At 38.7% G+C, this 17,540-nt stretch carries 17 protein-coding genes and 1 pseudogene; 4 read left to right on the top strand and 14 right to left on the bottom strand.

The features are described from left to right. Position 1: 1 nt before the first annotated feature. The 4 genes from paaD to paaA are packed head-to-tail and all read right to left on the bottom strand — an operon-like array spanning position 2 to position 2,548. Entirely contained in the window at positions 2-502 is a 501-nt protein-coding gene (gene paaD, locus ACH63V_RS11515) for a 1,2-phenylacetyl-CoA epoxidase subunit PaaD (protein WP_001177941.1), read from the bottom strand. Between the two features lie 16 nt (positions 503-518). After that, entirely contained in the window at positions 519-1,274 is a 756-nt protein-coding gene (gene paaC, locus ACH63V_RS11510) for a 1,2-phenylacetyl-CoA epoxidase subunit PaaC (protein ID WP_396463560.1), read from the bottom strand. Between the two features lie 12 nt (positions 1,275-1,286). Further along, on the bottom strand, positions 1,287-1,577 hold the full coding sequence (gene paaB / locus ACH63V_RS11505; RefSeq protein WP_000389648.1) for a 1,2-phenylacetyl-CoA epoxidase subunit PaaB: 291 nt from the start codon (positions 1,575-1,577) through the stop codon (positions 1,287-1,289). Between the two features lie 32 nt (positions 1,578-1,609). Then, positions 1,610-2,548 carry a 1,2-phenylacetyl-CoA epoxidase subunit PaaA gene (gene paaA, locus ACH63V_RS11500; protein ID WP_000431128.1) on the bottom strand — a complete coding sequence of 313 codons (939 nt, stop codon included), beginning with the start codon at positions 2,546-2,548 and terminating at the stop codon, positions 1,610-1,612. A gap of 265 nt (positions 2,549-2,813) precedes the next feature. Between paaA and paaZ the strand changes: the two genes are divergently transcribed. Beyond that, on the top strand, positions 2,814-4,916 hold the full coding sequence (gene paaZ, locus ACH63V_RS11495) for a phenylacetic acid degradation bifunctional protein PaaZ (protein ID WP_396463559.1): 2,103 nt from the start codon (positions 2,814-2,816) through the stop codon (positions 4,914-4,916). A gap of 43 nt (positions 4,917-4,959) precedes the next feature. Here paaZ and ACH63V_RS11490 read toward each other — a convergent pair whose 3' ends face one another. The 4 genes from ACH63V_RS11490 to ACH63V_RS11475 form a co-directional block, all read right to left on the bottom strand. Then, positions 4,960-6,339: an L-serine ammonia-lyase gene (locus tag ACH63V_RS11490; protein WP_396463558.1), complete on the bottom strand. Its 1,380-nt coding sequence runs from the start codon at positions 6,337-6,339 to the stop codon at positions 4,960-4,962. Positions 6,340-6,832: 493 nt separating this feature from the next. Beyond that, positions 6,833-7,267, bottom strand: coding sequence for an I78 family peptidase inhibitor (locus tag ACH63V_RS11485; RefSeq protein WP_396463557.1), 435 nt, complete (start codon positions 7,265-7,267; stop codon positions 6,833-6,835). 160 nt (positions 7,268-7,427) lie between these two features. Then, positions 7,428-7,880, bottom strand: a complete 453-nt coding sequence (gene soxR, locus ACH63V_RS11480; RefSeq protein ID WP_263613421.1) for a redox-sensitive transcriptional activator SoxR — start codon at positions 7,878-7,880, stop codon at positions 7,428-7,430. A 208-nt stretch (positions 7,881-8,088) separates the two neighbouring features. Further along, positions 8,089-8,376, bottom strand: a complete 288-nt coding sequence (locus ACH63V_RS11475; protein WP_263613420.1) for a hypothetical protein — start codon at positions 8,374-8,376, stop codon at positions 8,089-8,091. A gap of 424 nt (positions 8,377-8,800) precedes the next feature. Here ACH63V_RS11475 and ACH63V_RS11470 point away from each other — a divergent pair, with 424 nt between their 5' ends. Beyond that, positions 8,801-9,460: an epoxyqueuosine reductase QueH gene (locus tag ACH63V_RS11470; protein WP_263614959.1), complete on the top strand. Its 660-nt coding sequence runs from the start codon at positions 8,801-8,803 to the stop codon at positions 9,458-9,460. A 305-nt stretch (positions 9,461-9,765) separates the two neighbouring features. Here the strand turns inward: ACH63V_RS11470 and ACH63V_RS11465 are convergent, their stop codons facing one another. Next, positions 9,766-11,241 carry a PLP-dependent aminotransferase family protein gene (locus ACH63V_RS11465; protein ID WP_396463556.1) on the bottom strand — a complete coding sequence of 492 codons (1,476 nt, stop codon included), beginning with the start codon at positions 11,239-11,241 and terminating at the stop codon, positions 9,766-9,768. A 126-nt stretch (positions 11,242-11,367) separates the two neighbouring features. Between ACH63V_RS11465 and ACH63V_RS11460 the strand changes: the two genes are divergently transcribed. After that, a complete protein-coding gene (locus ACH63V_RS11460; RefSeq protein ID WP_396463555.1) occupies positions 11,368-11,823 on the top strand; it encodes a GNAT family N-acetyltransferase in 456 nt (151 codons plus the stop codon). 65 nt (positions 11,824-11,888) lie between these two features. On the opposite strand, the pseudogene ACH63V_RS11455 reads toward ACH63V_RS11460, so the two are convergent. From ACH63V_RS11455 to ACH63V_RS11445, 3 genes and pseudogenes are all read right to left on the bottom strand, one after another. Continuing rightward, positions 11,889-13,046: pseudogene (locus tag ACH63V_RS11455) on the bottom strand (winged helix-turn-helix domain-containing protein). Positions 13,047-13,176: 130 nt separating this feature from the next. Beyond that, positions 13,177-14,358, bottom strand: coding sequence for a cyanate transporter (locus ACH63V_RS11450; RefSeq protein WP_396463554.1), 1,182 nt, complete (start codon positions 14,356-14,358; stop codon positions 13,177-13,179). After that, positions 14,358-14,840, bottom strand: coding sequence for a nucleoside deaminase (locus ACH63V_RS11445; RefSeq protein ID WP_396463553.1), 483 nt, complete (start codon positions 14,838-14,840; stop codon positions 14,358-14,360). Before ACH63V_RS11445 ends, ACH63V_RS11450 begins: the two co-directional genes overlap by 1 nt. Positions 14,841-15,108: 268 nt before the next feature. Here ACH63V_RS11445 and ACH63V_RS11440 point away from each other — a divergent pair, with 268 nt between their 5' ends. Further along, on the top strand, positions 15,109-15,960 hold the full coding sequence (locus tag ACH63V_RS11440) for a LysR family transcriptional regulator (RefSeq protein ID WP_396463552.1): 852 nt from the start codon (positions 15,109-15,111) through the stop codon (positions 15,958-15,960). Between the two features lie 4 nt (positions 15,961-15,964). Here the strand turns inward: ACH63V_RS11440 and ACH63V_RS11435 are convergent, their stop codons facing one another. Both ACH63V_RS11435 and ACH63V_RS11430 read right to left on the bottom strand, forming a co-directional pair. Further along, positions 15,965-16,918, bottom strand: coding sequence for a M15 family metallopeptidase (locus ACH63V_RS11435; RefSeq protein WP_263613413.1), 954 nt, complete (start codon positions 16,916-16,918; stop codon positions 15,965-15,967). 7 nt (positions 16,919-16,925) lie between these two features. Continuing rightward, on the bottom strand, positions 16,926-17,528 hold the full coding sequence (locus ACH63V_RS11430; protein ID WP_396463551.1) for a hypothetical protein: 603 nt from the start codon (positions 17,526-17,528) through the stop codon (positions 16,926-16,928). Positions 17,529-17,540: the final 12 nt, after the last annotated feature.

The raw sequence follows: 17,540 nt of genomic DNA, 5'->3' as shown, positions 1-17,540 counted from the left end.
CTTAAATACATTTGAAGTAATCAAAAGGCTCAAGACAGTCCTGACATTTATAAAGTGCTTTACAGGCGGTGGAACTAAACTCTGTTAACAGTCGGGTATGTCGGCTTTTGCAACGTGGGCACTCGACACCATCATTTAAATGAACGTGAGTTCCACACTGATGCGCCAACCCTTCAGGTGGTGCAATGCCATAAACTTGCAGTTTCTTTTTCCCTGCTTCAGACATCCAGTCCGTGGTCCATGCTTCTGATAAATCGACCATGACTTTGACCGGTGTCAAAGCTTCTGCGGTAAATGCCTCAACAATTTGTGTTTTGAGCATATCTGTTGCCGGGCAACCGCTATATGTCGGAGTTAGACGAACAATAATTTCTTGTTGATCGTTAATCTCTACACCGCGAATCATGCCCAAATCGACAACTGATAAAACCGGAATTTCAGGGTCACTTACCGTTTGTAGAACGTCCCAACATTGGTCGATGCAATGACGAATCATTTGCATGGCTCACCTCCTTGTCTTACCAGGTCATTCCCGGATAAGTTCTTTGAATACATTGCATTTCAGCCAACAAATAACCTAAATGCTCGGTATGCAATCCTTGTTTCGCACCACGGCGATAAGCACCGTTCACAGCAACATTTAATTCAAAACGCTTAAGCTCATCTGCAATGGTTTGGTTCCATTGTTCTTTTTCATTTGAAAAATCTGGAATCACGCCTTCTGCAACTAATGCTTGCTCGTCTGCATTGAGTTCAAATAACTCAGCAGTAAAGCGCCATAAATTATTTAATCCATCTTGTACACGTTGATGTGCTTCATCTGTACTTAAACTTAAACGTTCCATCCAGCTTGTCGAAAAGCGGATGTGATACTTCACTTCTTTTAAAGATTTAACGGCAAGCGCGCTTAATTCAGGAAGTGAGCTTTGCGTTAAAGCAGTAAATAAATGGAGATGGTAATGGTCCATCAACCACTGGCGTACAATCGTTTGAGCAAAATCACCATTCGGTTGTTCACACAACAATAGGTTTAAAAACTCACGCTCAGTACGGAAATATGCAAGCTGGTCTTCATCACGTTTAGCTTCATCATATTGACCAGCCAACGTCAGAAAGTTTCTTGCTTGACCTAACAAGTCCAAACCGATATTTGCTAAGGCAATATCAATTTCTAGCTCAGGTGCATGCCCGCACCATTCAGCCAAACGCTGAGATAAAACCAGTTGGCTGTCGCCAATATGTAATAAGAATTTAGATAAAACTGAATGATTCATTTGCCATCCCCCTTACATGTGCTCAATGCCATCTGGGATATGGTAAAAAGTCGGATGACGATAAACCTTGTCTAGAGAAGGATCGAAAAATTCAGCTTTTTCATCTGGCTGTGATGATTTAATCAGTTCAGAACGAACCACCCAAATGCTAATTCCTTCATTGCGACGCGTGTAAACATCACGAGCATGTTGCAGTGCGATTTCATCATCAGGTGCTCTTAAGCTGCCTACGTGTCGGTGGCTTAAACCTTGTTTACTACGTACAAATACTTCGTAGAGCGACCAGTTGTTTTTATCTTCCATTTTGATTTCCTCAAATTTTTCCATAAATCTTGTTAAGCCACTTTGTTTGCTTCAAGCTGCTGCTTTTTCGCGTAGACCACTGCTGCATCACGAACCCATTTACCGTTTTCCCATGCTTTACGACGAGCTTCGATACGCTCGTGATTACATGGTCCACGTCCGGCAATCACTTCATTAAATTCGTGCCAGTCAATCTCGCCAAACTCATAGTGGCCTGTTTCTTCATTGAACTTTAAATCTGGGTCCGGTACTTCCAAGCCAAGTTGCAACACTTGTGGCACGGTGTTATCGACAAACTTTTGACGCAATTCATCGTTACTAAAACGTTTGATTTTCCACGCCATGCTTTGTGCGCTGTTTGGAGAATGTTCATCACTTGGACCAAACATCATCAGTGCTGGCCACCAGAAACGGTTCACTGCATCTTGTGCCATCTGTTTTTGTTCTGGTGTACCGTTTGCCAAAGCCATCATGGCTTCAAAACCTTGACGTTGGTGGAAACTTTCTTCTTTACAAATACGTACCATCGCACGTGCATATGGCCCATATGAAGTACGGCAAAGCGCAACTTGGTTCACAATGGCTGCCCCATCGACAAGCCAACCAATTGCAGCGACATCTGCCCAAGTCAAAGTTGGATAGTTAAAGATTGATGAGTATTTCATTTTCCCATTAATCAACTTTTCCATCATGTCATCACGGTCTGCACCTAAGGTTTCTGCTGCGCTATACAGATATAAGCCATGACCCGCTTCATCTTGTACTTTCGCAAGCAAAACCGCTTTACGTTTTAAAGTTGGTGCGCGAGTAATCCAGTTTCCTTCAGGCAACATACCTACAATTTCAGAATGGCCATGTTGCCCGATTTGACGAATCAATGTTTTGCGGTAGGCATCGGGCATTTGATCCTTAGCCTCGATCGTAATTTCATTGGCAATATTTTGTTCAAATTTCTGGTAATTGTTTTCCATTCTTTCATTCCCTGTAGGTATCACCCTTGAATCTATTTTTCGATACACTAAAAACAAAGTCAATCACTTTTTTAGTATCAAATTAAATCCACAACAATAAAACATATCAAGTTATTGAAATTATTAATTTTAAAACAATTGTAAAAAACTTTTTTACTTTTATAAATCAAAATAAAGTTGACTTTTAGACAAATTAATCTGAAATTATGAATCATATTTTTGCAGTTTTTATAATTGATGTATCAAATAAAAAAGGAGTTTGGTCATGCTTGAACAAGCACACCTAGAAGGAACCTCAACTGACACAGATTTTCAGCAGTCTGAGCATCAACTGCCTCATCTTGCTTCTTATGTCTATGGAACATGGCATTCGTCTGACGAAGAATTACGTCCTGTTTATCATGCCATTACAGGTGAATCGATTTATGCCGTAAGTAGTCATGGCATAGATATGAAACGTGTTGTTCAATATGCCAAACAGAATGGTTCAGAACTGGCTAACTGGACGTTTCACCAACGTGCCAATGCGTTAAAACAAATTGCCCAACATTTACTTGACCGTAAGGAAGACTTCTACAAACTTGCTTATGCCACAGGCGCAACTCGTAAAGATGCGTGGATTGATATTGAAGGTGGGATCCAGACATTATTTGCTTATTCGAGTCTGGTTCGCCGTGAACTCAATGATGAAAAAATTATTACTGAAGACAGCTGGATTCAATTATCTAAAAATGGGACTTTTGGTGCTAAGCACATTTTAAGTCCTAAAGCAGGTGTTGCCGTTCACATCAACGCATTTAACTTCCCAATTTGGGGAATGCTTGAAAAGATTGCACCGACTCTACTTGCAGGCGTGCCATGTATTGTGAAACCAGCAACCGATGGTGCCCAATTAACTCAAGCTGTTGTAAAAGCCATTGAAGAAGCCCATGTATTACCAAAAGGTTCGTTACAACTCATTTGCGGTCAGACCTATGACCTATTAGAGCACCTAGGCCCACAAGACTGTGTTACGTTTACAGGTTCTGCTTACACAGGTCAAAAACTGCGTAACCACCCTCACCTCAATAAATATTCGATTCCATTTAGTATGGAAGCCGACTCGGTAAACAGTGCAATTTTAAGCCCTGAGGCAAATGAAGAAACTGTCGATTTATTTGTGCGTGAAGTCTTCCGTGAAATGACTACAAAAGCAGGCCAAAAATGTACTGCCATTCGTCGCGCTTTCGTTCCTGAAAATTTGTTAGCGACTGTGCAAGAGAAGCTGACTGCCAAACTTGCTAAAGTTGTGGTGGGCGACCCTCAAAAAGAAGAAACCACCATGGGGGCTTTAGCGAGCATTAAACAAAAACATGACGTTGCAGAAAAAGTTGCTGAACTCAGCAAAGATGCAAAAATTGTTTTTGGTGGCAACGATAGTTTTACATTTAATGCAGACCATCCTGAAAAAGGTGCTTTTTTCGCTCCAACTTTATTGCTCTGCGAACAACCTTTGCAAGCGACACATGTTCATACCACAGAAGCTTTCGGCCCTGTATGTACCCTCATGCCATATCAAAACATTGAAGAACTAGCTGATCTTGTTTCACGTGGTGAAGGTAGCCTAGTGGCTTCTGTCGTTAAAAATAACGATGAGAATATTGAACAGATTATTCAAAAAATTGCGCCTTGGCATGGACGTGTGCATGTACTCGATACAGAATCAGCAAAAGAAAGTACAGGACATGGTTCTCCACTTCCACATTTAGTACACGGCGGTCCTGGTCGTGCAGGTGGCGGTGAAGAGTTAGGTGGTATTCGTGCAGTTAAACACTACATGCAGCGCACTGCAATTCAGGGTTCTCCAAATAGCTTGACGCAAATTACCCACTCGTGGACTGTCGGCTCGAAAGTTAACGAAGACCGTGTACATCCATTTAAAAAGTCTTTTGATGAGTTAGTGATTGGTGAACGTTTATTAACAGCGCGCCGTACAGTCACCGAAGCAGATATTGTCAATTTCGCGTGTTTAAGCGGTGACTACTTCTATGCACATACCGACAAAATCGCCGCGGCCGAGTCTTTCTTTGGTGAACGCGTTGCGCATGGTTACTTCATTGTGTCTGCTGCTGCAGGTCTATTTGTAGATGCAGCACAAGGCCCTGTGATTGCTAACTACGGTATGGACAACTTACGCTTTGTTGAACCGGTTAAAATTGGTGACTCGATTCAGGTTGAATTGACCTGTAAGCAAAAAACACCTAAGCCACAAAAAGACCCATCTCAACCTGCGCATGGCGTTGTGGTGTGGGATATTAAAGTCAAAAACCAACGTGGTGAACTTGTCGCAACCTACGACATTTTAACCTTAGTTGCGCGCGAAGCTTAATGGTTAAAATGAGATGGGGTCACCTCGTCCCCATCTCATTTTTTTAGCACTCAATGGCGTTAACAGCGAGGCCACCTTTTGAAGTCTCTTTATATTTCTCAGACATATCTCTGCCTGTTTCCTTCATAGTCTGAATCACTTTATCTAGCGTGACAAAGTGTTCATCGTCATCATGAAGTGCCATTTGGGCTGCATTAATGGCTTTTACGGCCGCAATTGCATTTCGTTCAATGCAAGGCACCTGAACCAAACCACCAATCGGGTCACACGTTAAACCCAAATTATGTTCAAGCCCAATTTCAGCCGCATGCTCCACTTGCTCAGGTGAACCACCTAAAATTTCGGCTAAACCCGCCGAAGCCATTGCACATGCCGAACCGACTTCACCCTGGCACCCTACTTCTGCACCAGAAATAGAAGCATTGAGTTTACATAAAATGCCAACGGCTGCCGCACTTAAAAAGAAACGAACCACTTTATCTTCGGAAAAGTCTTTAGAGAAAGTCACGTAGTAATATAAAACTGCCGGAATAATTCCTGCGGCCCCATTTGTAGGTGCCGTCACTACTCGACCGCCAGCAGCATTTTCTTCATTTACCGCTAAGGCAAATAAATTGACCCATTCCATCGCATGAAAAGTCGTCACAATCAGGTTTGAGTTTTTCTTATTTAATAACTTATCGTGAATTTTTTTAGCCCGACGTTTTACGTTTAATCCGCCCGGTAATATGCCTTCATTAATTAATCCGTTGTGAATACACTGCTGCATCACTTTCCAGATTTCCATAATCTTGCTGCGAATCTCAGTTTCACTACGCCAGCTTTTTTCATTTTCAAGCATTAACTCGCTCACTGATAAATGATGAGTTCTACATAAGCTTAAAAGTTCAGCCGCACTGTGAAATGGATATGGAACCTTAACATCGTTAGTTTCAGTTTGGGTGTGTGTTAATTGTCTTTCACTAACAATAAAGCCACCACCAACCGAATAGTAAGTTTCTGCATATAAAATTTCTTGAGCCTCGTTATAGGCAATCAGTTCCATTGCATTTGGGTGATAAGGCAAAGATTCATCTAAAAAAAGCACATCATGCTTATAGTCAAAAGAAATCGTCTTTTGCTGATTAAGCTGGATGGATTTATTTTCAAGAACATCTTCAATCAAGCTTGTACTTAGTTGAGTATCAATATGTTCAGGGTCAAAACCCATTAAACCTAACAGAACCGCCTTGTCTGTCGCATGACCGACACCAGTTGCCGACAGCGAACCATATAAATTCACCTGAACTTTAACCGTTGCTTGTAAATCGTTTTGCTTCAATAAATCATCCACAAAACTGTATGCCGCTCGCATGGGTCCAACTGTATGGGAGCTAGATGGACCAATGCCAATTTTAAAAAGATCAAATACACTAATAAACACTGGGTCCTACCTTAGATTCATTATTATTCGTATGTTCGTCATTATTGTGTCCTTTCGGATAGCTCTAAAATTATCATTAAGCCAAGCACAAATCACGAATAACTCTTGGGTAGTCGCACAAAAAGACAACGGTTGAAGAATGGCCCGAAATGAATGGGTCCATAGTCATAAATTTTAAGACTTCTATTTTTTAGTAGATGTTTAAAATGATTCTTAAATTAATTTAATGCATCAATTTGTATAAATAACAAACAGCATATATTAGCCATTAGTCGCACGCCCCTATTTTTACTCATTTTTACTGGTAAAGTGCTTTACATGGTTTGATACAACCTACTTAACTCAGATGCATAATTCACCTGTTCTTGCATCTGAAGTTTTTCTGCCTCTAGTCCGCTAGGGGCTTTTTTTTGAGTAAGTGAAATAAAATAATAAAAGCCCATCTTTTGACAGGCTTTCTTGTTCGGTCTTAAATCAATTTTTAATTAAAAAATTAACCGCAGTTCGCGTTGGTAATTTTTTTAGTTGCTGGATCAATGGTAACAGTGACACGGTTTGTACGATAATCCATTGTCATTGGCTGACCTGGAGCGACTCTACGTACAATTTCTGACTTGGTTTTTTGTTTGATTTGGTCATCAGTTAAGCCAGATTGACCCACTAATTTTTGAGCTTCTTCAGCTACACAGTTAGCTTGGTTGTCGCGGAATAATTTCCACTCTTCGACCACTTGACCATTTGGCAAATGACAGTAACCAACCTGACCATTTGCTTCATTTCTAATTTCTAATTTTCCACCTTGCTCAACACAATATTTGCTTGCTGGATTTGGTGAACCAATTTTTGGTGGAGTTGACTCTTTATGTTGTACTGCTGAGCAAGCTGTTAATGAAACAAGCGCTAATCCAAGAAAGATAGTTTTTTTCATAAATTTTACTTCTTACTAAAAAAGCTAAAGATATCAAAAAAACTCATGTTTTATATGCGTTGTTTACAATAAAAAACCTTCATAGAGAGTAACTTACAAAATAATGAATTATTCCAAGCGGTAAATTATGATGAACAAGATCAAGCAACAGATGTATGAGCTACGATCTTTCTAAAATACGTGCTCCAACGCCTTCTTGTCCCAATACGTCATCTGGGTTTCTTAAAGGACATTGTTCTAATGACAAGCATCCACAGCCAATACACCAATCCATCTCATCTCGCAGCCGCGTAAGCTTTTGAATACGATCATCCAAATTTTTCCGCCAGTCGAGAGATAACTCTTTCCATTGCTGCGCAGTTAATTTAGATCCCATTGGGTACTTGCTTAAAGCTTGTTTAATTTCCTCTAATGGAATACCAACCTTTTGCGCAATTTTAATGATTGCAATATAACGCAGCACAACTAAAGTAAAACGACGTTGGTTACCATTGGTTCTTATACTTTTAATCAAACCTTTAGATTCATAAAAATGAAGCGTTGAAACTGCAACACCACTACGTTTTGCAACTTCACCTACAGTCAACAAACGGCTTTGATTCGTTTCAGTCATTTCTATTAACCATAACTTTAGTTGAGGTTTTATAAAAGGATGCTGAAACTTTGTCAAATGAAGAGCTAAATTTAACAATTCAACAGCTCAGACTATTTATAGAAATTTTAAACAATGAGAAGAATTAAAAATATGATCTCATAAAATGTATAAAAAATAATCAAGCCGTTTAAATTAATACTGCATTTCAGATTGCATAAACAAAATACTATGGTCTAGTTTCACAGCCACAAATCCAAAACATATTGTAAACAAACGGCATGGGGGCACCCAGTGGATAGACTTTAGCCTCTTCTATTTTATATGTCTTTTTTCTTGATTCGATATGTAAAATATTATCGCAGCGTGCGATCACTGTTCCTTTTTTATATAGTTTTTTTCTTTCATTTTTTGCGTCGAATTTATATACCAAAAAGTAAACTTTTTCCCCTACCTCTATCTTTGAATGATTAACCATAATGTAACCATTACAATACTTACATTGCCAATCGTCCATATCTTAAAATATCACATACTCAAATTAAAAAAGTAGAATAACTGTTTTAGTATAAATTTAATAAAAATATAAATCTAAAAAAATATTTAAATTTAAAAAATAATACTTATTTGTGACATCTATCACACTAATCTTAGTTCAAAATATAAAAAATAAATATATAAAAGACAAATAGTTACAAAACTATAAAACCATCACCCTTTTCTATCTAATTGAGCTTTTTGACACATCAAATTAGCTTTTATAATATTGCATAAATATAATGTGTTTATTATTTCATAAAATAAAAATATAGATTAATTTATGTCTGAGTTAATATAATAAAATTAATAATTAAATATTTTCATCTTAAATTGAAAAAAATTCATTCCAATATTGATTTAAACAACTTAAAATACATAAAAATATATCTTAATTTTCAATGATGACTACTCAAAGACAAAAACTTGAACTGCCATTAGGACATAATAAATTATTACTCCATTCATGTTGCGCTCCCTGCTCTGGAGAAGTAATGGAAGCATTAATTGAGTCCAATATAAACTTTTCTATATTCTTTTATAATCCCAATATCCATCCAGTGAAAGAATATCTCATTCGCAAAGAGGAAAATATCCGCTTTGCTGAAAAACATAATATTCCATTTATTGATGCAGATTACGACACAGACAATTGGTTTGCCCGTGCGAAAGGTATGGAAAATGAACCTGAACGTGGTATTCGCTGTACCATGTGTTTTGATATGCGTTTTGAACGGACTGCTTTATATGCTTATGAACATGGGTTTAGTTTAATCAGTAGTTCTTTAGGAATTTCACGATGGAAAAATATGGCTCAAATCAACGATTGCGGGATTCGTGCCGCTGCACACTATCCTGAAATCCAGTACTGGGACTATAACTGGCGTAAAAATGGTGGCTCTAGCCGTATGATCGAAATTAGTAAACGTGAAGAATTTTATCAGCAAGAATATTGTGGTTGTGTATATTCTTTACGTGATACAAATCGCTGGCGCATGAGTAATGGCCGAGATCGTATTAAACTTGGTGTTAAATTTTATAGTAATGCTATGGAAGAAGATTAAAAAATCTCTATAGCGATTTAAAAATAAATATTTAATTATATTTATTTCGTTTTCTAAATTTTTTAACCCTAAATAAAAAGAGCCACATCTGGAGAATGTGGCTAAAAGGTGTACTTAGACGAGCTTTGATGTTTTTATAATAATTAAGCTAGCTTAAAATAATATTAATAAATTTTTAAATTTAAAATATTTTTTAACTTTAATTAATTTTCATAAAACTATTAAATTCCACTAAATATTTTACACGATACATTAAAAATAAAATGAGCCTATATTGCATATATAAGACTGAAAAATTTAACTATTTACTTTTTGAGGCTAAAAGCGAGTTTCTTAATATTTTCTATAATTTCCTCAGGTTGATGGGCAGCATAGCCTAACAAAACAGCAGCTTTTTTCGGCGCAAGTTGACAATATCGAGCCAAAGGCTGAATCGCTAAATCCAAAGCCGAACAATGAGCAATAAACTTTTGCTCAGTCCATGCGCCTTTTAACCAGCATATAAGATGAATGCCTGAGTCTGTGGGCTGAACATCAAGTATGTCTGAAAGGTGCTCATTAATCGCTTTAATTAATATCTGCTGACGCTCATAGCATGCTTTGCGAACTTTACGCACATGCCTAGCATAGTGACCTTGTTGTATAAATAGAGCTAAAGCAACCTGTTCTAAGTATGAACTTCGCACGTCTGTATAGTATTTAGCAGCACTAAAGGTTTCGATTAATGCTTCAGGTACTACCATGAACCCTAAGCGAAATTCAGGAAACATCATCTTGGTAAAAGTACCAGAGTAAATAACACGTTGCTGTTGATCTAAACCTTGTAGCGCTTGGATGGGGTGAGTGCCATAGCGGAATTCACTATTATAATCATCTTCAAAAATCCATTTTTCTGCTTTGTTCGCCCAATCTAATAAAGCAAAACGGCGAGCCAAACTCAAAGTTCCTCCTAAAGGAAACTGATGCGATGGTGCGGTATAAACAAGTTTGCTTTTTAAATAATGCTTGGTAATGTCTGCGACTTGCATGCCCTCTTCATCACTCTCGATTAAATTGACCTGAGCTCCAAAACTTCGAAAAATATTAAAAGCTGCATCATAACCCGGCTCATCTAGGCACACTTCATCATTTGTTTGAAGTAACGCATAGGCAGTCAAATGAATGGCCTGCTGTATTCCATTTACAATTATAATTTGCTGTTCATTACAATTCAGCCCACGGGTTGAGCGCACATATTCGCAAATTGCCTGACGTAAAGGTAAATAGCCACGAGGGTCATGAAATTGGCCCAGTTGATAATAAGATTGTCGCCAAGCTTGAGTTAATAGCTTTCCCCAAAGCTGATGTGGAAATAAATCTACACAACCTACCCCTACATGGAACATTTTTTTCTTTTGATTTGACCATGACTGCTCTCGCCATGAAGCCAATAATGCTTCCATATTCGGATTAATATTTAAGGCATGAGGCTTACTTGTTGTCGTTTTTTGGGGACTTTCTTGGATATGTATGAGTTGATCTGGTACAACTTCAGCAACGTAAGTCCCTGAACTCGGTTTAGTAAATAAATATCCTTCATCGAGCAAACGTTCAAGAGCCGCCAATACGGAATTTCTTGAAATCGACATCATGTCTGCTAAAGCACGACTTGAGGGTAATTTTATTCCAGCGGTGAGTCTTCCATCTAAAATAGCATCACGCAAAGCTGAATATAGTCCGTCTTTAATATGGCCCTTTGGCAAAATCAAATGAGGAAAAGGCGCAGAAATTGGAGCGGCCATAACAAAACTGGTACTGTATAAAATATCAAAAGTGTACCTTATAAAAATACCACTTTCAAAACTACACTTTAGTTCTCAATTTTCCATTACTTTTTTCCATTACTTTAAAAACAGAGGGTGCTTTTTATGCAAAATCAAGAGATTCAAATTGTCCCTGTTCAACCACAAGACTATGCTCAGTGGGAAAAATATTGGCTTGCCTATCAAAATTTTTATCAGGTTAATTTACCTCTTCAGGTCACAAAAATAACTTGGGAGCGTTTTTTCGATGCAAAAGAACCTATGTATTGTGCTGTTGCCAAACAAGGTGAGCATATTTTAGGAATTGTGCATTATGTTATTCATCGTTCAACATGGGCAGAGAATAATTACTGCTATTTAGAAGACATCTATGTTTCACCTGAAGCCCGTGGACAACACATTGGTAAGCAACTTATCGAATATGTTCAGAAGCAAGCCATTGAACAAAACTGCAACCGTTTATATTGGCATACACAAGAAACCAATCATACAGCTCAAAAACTCTATGACTGGATTGCACAAAAACCAGGCGTTATTGAATACCGTATGTCTTTAACCTAACAAGTAAAAACACCAAAAGCCTTAATTCTTTTGGTGTTTTATTCTAAAACTAGAATAGTATTTATTTACTTCTTGCTGCGAATAAGCTTACTTACCTTGTCATTCACAGTTAAACATTGGTTAAATGCTGCGAAACGTTTGAGCTCTTGATCTAACTCGAAAAAGAAATGTTCTTTATCTTTCACTGTTTTTTCTAAATGTAAGCTAATTACCTCTAACTCTTTCACACTCCGATGTGCTTTACAGTCAATTCGGCCTACTAACTCATCTTGATATAGGATCGGCAAGCAAAAATAACCAAATACGCGTTTGGCTGCTGGTACATAACATTCGATCCGATAATCAAACTCGAATAAAGAAGTTAAGCGGTCACGATGAATAAGCGAGTTATCAAAAGGCGAAAGTATTTTTAAACCAAAATCAGTAGTAAGCTTTTGTTCTATTGCAGCTACATCCACATATAGGGTTTGACCGTCGGCAAGTTTAACTGCTGATACAACACCAGCATCAACCTGCTCTTTTAGCACAACTCGCATAGTTTCTTTTAAATCATTTTTCTTTAAATGAACTAATTGCTTCCATGTGAAAGCCCCATGTGCTCGAAGCGTATTATTAAATAAATACTGCGCATATTCGTAAAGCGTAGGCATTGTTAAATCAATATCTTCAGGCAAGCAACGCTCAGTCAAATCATAGACTTTTTCCATACCGTTACGCTCACAAATCATCAGATCGCCCTGCATATATAACTGCTCAAAAGCACGGCGACCCGGACCTGTATTCCACCAATTCCCTAAACTTTTTTTATTTTTTTTGTCGATATCACGTAGTCGAATTTTACCTTCGGCACGAACACGCGCCAATATTTCATTCATCAGTTGTTGATCACCTCTATTAAAATATCGGCTTTCCCCATTCTTAACCGACATCATAGCAGGCAAAGCATAGCGATAATCTTTCATAGGAAGATAAGACGCCGCATGATACCAATATTCAAAAATCTGCCGCTCACGAACTAAACTATTTAAATGATTTAAATCATAGTCTGGCACTCGGCTCCACAATATATGATGATGAGCTCTCTATACAACCGATATGGTATCAATCTGTACATATCCTAAATGCTCAATCGCCTGTAAAGTTCCATCTACTCCTGTCGCAAATGGACTATTTTTTCCTAAGCCTTGTTTAAGTAAGGCAATTTTTTTCAAAGAAGATGTCATAAAAATCAAATATTGTTGTATTCATTTAAAATCTAAAAATTTAAGTATCATCCTATCACTATTCCTTAATGTTCTTGGCATGCAAATCGTATTTCTTTAGATGGATGGTATCCTCTAATCACATCATATTTTATAGGGGAATTTTGCGATAACTTTTAGGTGCCAGCCTTATCACCAAAGCCATCACGAGCACCACACAACATAAATGAAAAATCCATCCCGCTTTATAAGCACCCGTAAAATCATGTAATGCCGCTACGAACCAAGGTGGTATTGCCGCAAGTAAAAAACCACCACCTTGCATGAGTGCAGATAAAGCTCCTGCATTGCTAGGCTCTTCAAAATGGTCAAGCGCAACAATGAGTGTTAAAGCAAAACAGCCTCCCAAGCCAACGCCTAAACAAATTGCCCATAAAATAGAGGCAAGTTCAGGCACAAATACAAGTCCAGAAAACCCAGCAAATTGCATGAATAGAGTAAACCATAGCCATGGACGGCGATCTTTATACTGTCTAGCTAAAATAGGCAAAATTAGTGCCGATGCTGCTTGGCTTAAAGCAAGTAAAGCGAGCAATTTTCCACTTTGTCCACTACTCCAACCATGATCTTGAAATGAAGGTGCTAACCAAGCAACAACCGAAGAATAACCACCATTAACGAGTCCAAAGCACAGCATTAATAACCATGTTCTAGGTTTCTTAAGCAACATCTTTACAGGTGCTGGAAGTGTATTCGAACTTACGATAGAGGGTAAAAAAATAAATGTTGAGATTAATGCCAATACAGCTGGTATAGCAAAAAAAGCCAGTCCAACAGACCATAAACCCGTTATATTGGAGAGCACAGGCGCTAACCATGCGCCTAGTGCACCACCGCCCATAAGCATGGCTGAATAAAGACCCATCATCGGACCAATATATTGGCTGAACTCTCTTTTTATAATGCCAGGAAAAGCTGCTTGTATCAGCGCGACACCTAAACCAATCATGACTGCACTGGTAATTAAACCCTCAGCTGTAGGAAATAAAAATCTAAGTACGCATCCAATACAAATAGTCAGTAAGGAGCCCAAAACAACGCTACGTTCCCCAACCACGCTCTGGACGATTGGACCAACAAAGGCAATAACGCCCATCAACATCATGGGTAATAAAGTGAGTAAAGCTATTCCTTGTAGACTTAACCCAGTTCCTGCCCGAATACTGGAGACTAATGGACCAATACTCGTCATAAAAGGTCTTAAATTAAGTCCAACCAAAGCGACTGTTACGATGAGCATGGGACGGGCCAAGAAAGCTCCAGACTGCTTCATTACTCTGAGCCTGACTGATTAGTTTGATAATTGTGCCAAAGTACATAAAGATCGGTACGGTCTTCAAACCGAACGGGTACATATTCAATTTTCATAGTCTGCTCAGCAAATGGTTTTGCAAGATCAGCATATATTTCAGCTGTAGATAAACCAAAGGGTGTTCCGTCTTCATTAGAATACGCATAGTAAACTGCTTTGATACCTGCTAAACGCATTGCAGCCATACACATTGGGCATGGATGCCCACTTGCATACACCGAGCAGCCTTCTAAATTCACAGATCCTAAAACTTGACTAGCTGCACGAATTGCAAGTAATTCAGCGTGAGCCGTTGGATCATTGGTTGTCAAAATTTGATTTACACCCGAAGCAATTACTTGGCCATCTTTTACAATCACTGCGCCAAATGGTCTGCCCCCCTTTTCAATATTGTTATAGGCAAGTTCAATGGCTTGGCGTAAAAACATTTGATTTGCTTTCATTCATTATCCTCAACTACTTTGCGCCTGCTAAAAGAAGTAACTTTTCAATTTCACGGTATTCGCTTGAACATGCATGCTGTAGCAACGGTCGGATTGATCCATATAAGAAACTTAGGTATGAAAAATCTAAGTAAACTTTAAGAGCAGAACAATTTGGAACTAGAATAAGTGCACTTAAAAGTATTTGGAAATTAAATTATTTAATCGATTGTATTAAGATTATAAATACTTAAGCGTTCCGCTCTTTACCTAGTTGGTGATAATACTTATGTTTGACCCTCGTCTTCTTCGTGCATTCGTGACTATTTTCGAAAGTGGCAGTTTTACCGCCGCTGCTGATAAGTTACATCTGACACAATCAACGATTAGTCAGCAGTTGGCACGTCTTGAAGAATCTGTTGGCCATTCACTTATTGATCGCACATCACGACCTTTACAATTGACTGCCTCAGGTGAATATTTAATTGGTTATGCTCAAAGGATTTTGACACTTCAACAAGAAGCAGAAGCTGTTTTAAAAGATCCAGCAGGTAGTATTCCTATTCGGATTGGCTTACCAGAAGATATGATGAGTACCGCTATGGCTGAAATTTTCGGCATGTTCGCACAAGCCCATCGGTCTATTCGCTTAGATGTTACTTCTGGCCTAAGCCGTAACCTAACAGAGCGTTATCGAAATGGTGAGCTGGATATTATTATTGTAAAAGAAGCAGCTGCTAGTGCTGATTGTTATGCATCTTTTCCAGAAGAAATGGCATGGTTTGAAAGTGAAAATACAACTACACCAATGTCCGATCCAATTCGTTTAGTGACTTTCCCCCAAGGAGGACTTTATCGAGATGAAATGTTTGAAACTTTAGAACGTGAACGGAGACGTTGGTATATTGCTTTTACAGGCAGTAGTTTAGAAAGTGTTTTAGTGAGTGTTGAAACAGGTTTGGGAATATCTTTACTTCCCGTAAGTACCACTAAAGGTCGTCGTGTACGTAAATATAGGTCGTTAGGCGAAGCTTCACCTATGGTAGTTTCAATTTACACATGGGAAAAAGCTGGGTTGATTTCCCAGCTTGCTGATAAGATGACTACTGTATTGCACGATCGTTTCCGATCACTCTCTTAAGCTTTTAACTTATTTCATTTAAGCTTTCAGCAATTAATTTTTCCGCCATTTCCTGAGTTTTCTTCAGACCTGGCATTCTATACTCCGTATGACCATAGTCTTGTATAGATTTCCAGCGACCACCCCATGTCAGTCCAACTGACTCTGCAACTTGCCCATACAGTCGATACCCCTGCATAGCCCATGGATCACGTTCAGAAATAACAACTTTACCATTTCGTTTAAATGCTACATCTGCCGCTAAACCAAATTGATGGTAACTTTGATACCCTTTTGCCTTGGTTGTATTCGGGTTGCCTGCCAACATATTTTGGCGTCCTGGACTGCGATAGCCTTCAAGCAAAACAAGCTCATAACCATATTGCTCTTTCATAATTTTAAAGACCATAAGCAAACGCTGCTTATAACGTGGATTCATTTTGTCCCACTTACGATTGACCATATTGGTATCTAAAATTGAACGGCCATCGAAACTTGCTTTATCAATAGGTGAAGAATTAATCGCGCCACTGTCTTGAGAAGCATACTGCTGCTCTAATTGCGTCGCTTCAACAATTGCCGCTTCAATCAGACCTTCATCAACTTCAGGCGGTGGTGATAAGATTTCTCCATTTAATAACGCGTAAATTTGCGGGTCAGTTTTTTTCAAATATTCGGCTTCAATCCGAGTTGAGCTAATCGGGCGAGTAAAAGCAAAAACTAAAATACTGGCAAATAAGAAAAATCCTGCAATTACAATCCACCATTGTTGCAAATGCCAATGAGATTGTAATTTTTCAGGTGCGGCTGCCTGATTCATAGTTTGGGCAAATTGCCTAACCTGATTCAGTTGCCGACGTCCCTGAGGTAATAACGATAGAACAAATGTTCTACCCTTACTTCTGAGTTCATAAGACATTAAAAAAGCCAGCCCTATAGCAAGGCAGGCAAAACAAAAGAAAATTAGAAAAATCATCATGAATTTACTAATTCACCGCAAACGGACTGCGAGTCACTTTGATATCAACCGATGCTTTTGGTGCTTCCACCTCAGCTTCTGGCTCAGCTGGAGCTTTCTTAGCCTCCGCAGGTTTAGCTTGAACTACCTTAGGTTGAGCGATAGGTTTTTGCTGAGCTGGCTGTATGGGGTGAGTGGGTTTAGCCACAACTTGTTGCTTAGGTGCTACCCGTTCCCCCGTTAGCTGGGCATCAAAAGGTGAAACACGTTGCTGAGTTGCTGGAGCGGCATTTTTATGAGGAGCAGGTTTAAAAATACCACTCAGTTCATTTTCTTTAGGCTGCTCAAAACCATCATGGCTCATTGGATCTGCTTGCTCTTGCTGATCAGCTGCAACTTGCCCATGTGCAGAGGAGTTCGTCATTAATACTTGATCATGTTCCTGATCTTGATTTGACTTATTCTCAACAGTTGTAGGATCTGACGAATACGGTTGAGACAAGAACAGGAAGAGTGAGATGCTTACAAACACCCCGGCAATAATACCAATGATGATATAGATTACTGGTGATCTCGACTTTTTTTTATTCGATTGCAAAACTCGAATAGAAGTTGGTTTTTCCTGAGCCATTTCGTTCCATCA

This window comes from Acinetobacter sp. ABJ-A23_2 (genome assembly GCF_044538765.1).
Lineage (GTDB): Bacteria > Pseudomonadota > Gammaproteobacteria > Pseudomonadales > Moraxellaceae > Acinetobacter > Acinetobacter nosocomialis_A.
The sequence above is the reverse complement of the archived record's forward strand: the minus strand, read 5'-3'. Positions and strand labels throughout refer to the sequence as shown.

Coding starts and splice junctions, on each gene's coding strand:
- ACH63V_RS11465 (WP_396463556.1), bottom strand. CDS start 11,241: ATGGCCGCTCCAATTTCTGCGCCTTTTCCTCATTTGATTTTGCCAAAG.
- paaC (WP_396463560.1), bottom strand. CDS start 1,274: ATGAATCATTCAGTTTTATCTAAATTCTTATTACATATTGGCGACAGC.
- ACH63V_RS11440 (WP_396463552.1), top strand. CDS start 15,109: ATGTTTGACCCTCGTCTTCTTCGTGCATTCGTGACTATTTTCGAAAGT.
- paaD (WP_001177941.1), bottom strand. CDS start 502: ATGCAAATGATTCGTCATTGCATCGACCAATGTTGGGACGTTCTACAA.
- ACH63V_RS11485 (WP_396463557.1), bottom strand. CDS start 7,267: ATGAAAAAAACTATCTTTCTTGGATTAGCGCTTGTTTCATTAACAGCT.
- ACH63V_RS11475 (WP_263613420.1), bottom strand. CDS start 8,376: ATGGACGATTGGCAATGTAAGTATTGTAATGGTTACATTATGGTTAAT.
- paaZ (WP_396463559.1), top strand. CDS start 2,814: ATGCTTGAACAAGCACACCTAGAAGGAACCTCAACTGACACAGATTTT.
- ACH63V_RS11450 (WP_396463554.1), bottom strand. CDS start 14,358: ATGAAGCAGTCTGGAGCTTTCTTGGCCCGTCCCATGCTCATCGTAACA.
- ACH63V_RS11445 (WP_396463553.1), bottom strand. CDS start 14,840: ATGAAAGCAAATCAAATGTTTTTACGCCAAGCCATTGAACTTGCCTAT.
- ACH63V_RS11435 (WP_263613413.1), bottom strand. CDS start 16,918: ATGATGATTTTTCTAATTTTCTTTTGTTTTGCCTGCCTTGCTATAGGG.
- paaA (WP_000431128.1), bottom strand. CDS start 2,548: ATGGAAAACAATTACCAGAAATTTGAACAAAATATTGCCAATGAAATT.
- soxR (WP_263613421.1), bottom strand. CDS start 7,880: ATGACTGAAACGAATCAAAGCCGTTTGTTGACTGTAGGTGAAGTTGCA.
- paaB (WP_000389648.1), bottom strand. CDS start 1,577: ATGGAAGATAAAAACAACTGGTCGCTCTACGAAGTATTTGTACGTAGT.
- ACH63V_RS11470 (WP_263614959.1), top strand. CDS start 8,801: ATGACTACTCAAAGACAAAAACTTGAACTGCCATTAGGACATAATAAA.
- ACH63V_RS11430 (WP_396463551.1), bottom strand. CDS start 17,528: ATGGCTCAGGAAAAACCAACTTCTATTCGAGTTTTGCAATCGAATAAA.
- ACH63V_RS11460 (WP_396463555.1), top strand. CDS start 11,368: ATGCAAAATCAAGAGATTCAAATTGTCCCTGTTCAACCACAAGACTAT.